Source organism: Paramagnetospirillum kuznetsovii (assembly GCF_003284725.1).
GTDB lineage: Bacteria > Pseudomonadota > Alphaproteobacteria > Rhodospirillales > Magnetospirillaceae > Phaeospirillum > Phaeospirillum kuznetsovii.
In genome coordinates this window covers 1-2809 of record NZ_PGTO01000050.1, presented here as the reverse complement: position 1 = coordinate 2809, position 2809 = coordinate 1, and the positions used below count along the sequence as shown (strand labels likewise).

The 2809-nt window shown below is 64.2% G+C and carries 3 protein-coding genes; all 3 read right to left on the bottom strand.

What is annotated here, in order from left to right; translation table 11 throughout:
- Positions 1–83: 83 nt before the first annotated feature.
- On the bottom strand, positions 84–737 hold the full coding sequence (mamA, locus tag CU669_RS20855) for a magnetosome protein MamA (protein WP_239988828.1): 654 nt from the start codon (positions 735–737) through the stop codon (positions 84–86).
- 34 nt (positions 738–771) lie between these two features.
- Positions 772–1599: a magnetosome magnetite formation protein MamP gene (gene mamP / locus CU669_RS20850; protein WP_112147508.1), complete on the bottom strand. Its 828-nt coding sequence runs from the start codon at positions 1597–1599 to the stop codon at positions 772–774.
- A 27-nt stretch (positions 1600–1626) separates the two neighbouring features.
- Positions 1627–2809: sulfite exporter TauE/SafE family protein (locus CU669_RS20845; protein WP_146747843.1), on the bottom strand; the 1183-nt coding region annotated here is incomplete at its 5' end.

The window sequence follows — 2809 nt, the reverse complement described above, 5'->3', positions numbered from 1 at the left end:
GGGCCGAACCAACATTCGCGTCGCCTAATGCCATATCCGTCTCGCTAAGCTCGTCATAGGAAGGAGAAGCCCCTCATATGGCCTCAGGCCGATGCCCCTTCGTCAAGTTCATTGGCCTTCTTGAAATGCGGCAAGGCTTCCTCGTGCCGCCCCATCTGCTCATAGCTGAAGGCGATGGCGCGATGCACCTTGCCTTCGTTGGGGCGCAGACCCAGCGCGATCTTGAAGCTGTCGATGGCGTCATCGAAGCGGCCGAGATTGTCCAGCGCCACGCCCAGACGGAACCGGACGTTAAAATTGATGGGATTGGCCTCGGCCACCTTGATCAGCAGCGGAACGGCCAGATCGTATTTTTGCACCTGCACATAGGTCAGGCCGAGAACGGTCGCCACCTTGACGTTGTCGGGCGCATCGGCCAGGGATCGTTCGAGCAGTTCGGTGCCCCGGTCGACGGCGCCGGTCTTCACATAGGCGATTCCCAGGTGCAGAGCCACATCCACATCGAAGGCATCGGCGTCGTAGACCTGCTCCAGCAGCAAGGCGGCCTGGGAATAGCGCCCAGCCTTGGCGTGGGAGATGCCCTTCTCGCGGTAATACACCAGACGGATGTCGTCGTTGACGGAAAAGGCCGTGCGGAAGGCATCGACCATGTTCATTCCGAGCTTCTTCGCCACCGAAAGGCCGTAGTGGGCGTAAAGAGTGACCTCGTCAAGGATATCCGACGGCTTGCTAGACATACTGTTCTCCAAAATCCTAATCAGGTGGCTCTGATCACTTTATGACGTGGCAGGCTTCGCACGGCCCGCGCACTTCGTGGGGACTGACATTCCGGGCGACCATATCACGCGTGATCGTCGGCGGGGGCAGGCTTATCAAATCGGGGTCCGGGGTCAACTCGAACCCCTGGCCGATGGGGTGACAATCGGTGCAGGCGCCGCGATAGCCGTGGGGGCGAGGGTCGCCCGCCAGGATCATGGGCGCGCCTTCCAACTGGGCGAAGCCCAGGCCACCCTCGGCCTCGCGCAGGACCACCGTCAGCTTTCGCACCACCGGAGCACCCGGCCGGTTGTCCTTACGCAGCACGCTGATTCGCGCCTCGGAGCGGTTGGCCACGATCCGGCTGGCGGCCTTGAAGCTTTCCATGTCGGTGACCGGGGTATCGTCGATCCTGACGATGACGTCGCCCGCCAGAAGCCCGGAAAACGCCGCGTTCAACGTGACTTCGCCCAACAAGACCCCTTGCAGGCCGCGTGGATAGTTCAGCTTGCGGGCCAGTTCCTCGGTCATCAGACGTCCGTCCATGCCCTGCCAATGCCCTTCGAACACCGTCAGCTTGCGCGGAACGAAATTCGGCAGCGGCGATTCCGTGGCCGCAGTGGCCCCGGCTGCCGCGGCGGGATCGGGTTCCACCGGCATGGCCACATTGGTCGCCTGGGGGTACTGGGTCTGAGGAAAGGCCACCGGCGCCGCGACCGGCCCGGCGACCACCGCTTGGGACGGCGTGTTCATGGCCTGGGGCGCGACCGCCCCCTGCCGTCCGATGACGAGCACCAGGGCGACGACCAGTCCCGCCACCAGAAGCGCGACCTTGCTATTCATGTCCGGCCAATCCCAACACCATGATCATCACACCGAGGTCAGCATCTTGAGAGCGATGGCGGCCATGGTCGCCGCGTACACGCCCTTGAGCACCCGCACCGGCAAGACCCGCATCAGACGCGCACCGATGATGCCGCCCACATAGGCGCCGGGGATCATCACCAGGGCCAGGGTCACCGGCGCTTCCCAGTGGATCAGCCCCGTGCTGGATCCGTGAAGGAAGGCCACCACCGAACCGGCCACCGAGGCCCAAAATACCAGGACCGAACTGTTGGCAATGGCGTTTTGCAGGCTGATGCGCCCCACATAGCGCTGCAGCGGAACCTCGATGACGCCGCCGCTGATGCCGAGAATGCCGCTGAACAGACCCATGGGCAGCCCCAGCACCGCCGAGCGGGCGGGCCCCTCCGGCAAGGCCAGGCCGCTGGGCTTGGGCCTGGCGGTGCCGTCGGCCAGGGCCATCAATTCGTCCATCTCGTCTTCGGCCTCGGCGGCGGAAATGGACTCGGCCGTTTCCTCGCCGCCATTGGGCTGAAGAATTTCCAAGACCGCCTTGCCCGCCATGATCAGGGCGAACAGGCCCAACAAAATGCCCACCACCGAATCGCCGATGGCGTTGCCGATGAAATATCCCAGGACCACGCCGCCGACGCCCCAGGGAATCAGGGGCTTGACCTTGTCCCACTGGACCAGTTGAGCCTTGTCGTTGCGCAAGGACGCGGCACCGTACACCACCACATTGGTCAAAAAGACCACCGGGCGGATCAGATACATGCCGTAGCCGAAAAAGACCATCATGCCGGCGACCTGAAGCACGCCGCCGCCCATGGTCATCATACCGCCGGTGACGCCCGCCGCCAGGGCGAGCATGACCAGGCCGAGGATATCGGCGATGGAGTATCCGCCGATCTTGGCGCCCCCCACATGATCGGTATCGATGAAAGGCATGCCCGAAGGAATGCCGGGTGAGGCATTGCCCGCCGTCACGTTGCCCTGGACCACATTCATGCCCATGCCCGGAATGGCGGTCGGTCCCCCCACCACCGCCCGGGCCTTGGACCACCAATTGGAGGAACCGGCCGCCACGGTCTGGGTCTGGGGCTGGCCGGGTGCCGCGGCGGCGGGCGCGGCGGCGCCCTTCTTGAAGCGAACCACGTCTTGGAGATGGGACACGATCACCTGGGCCGGGACCGTGAAGCCTTCCACCTTG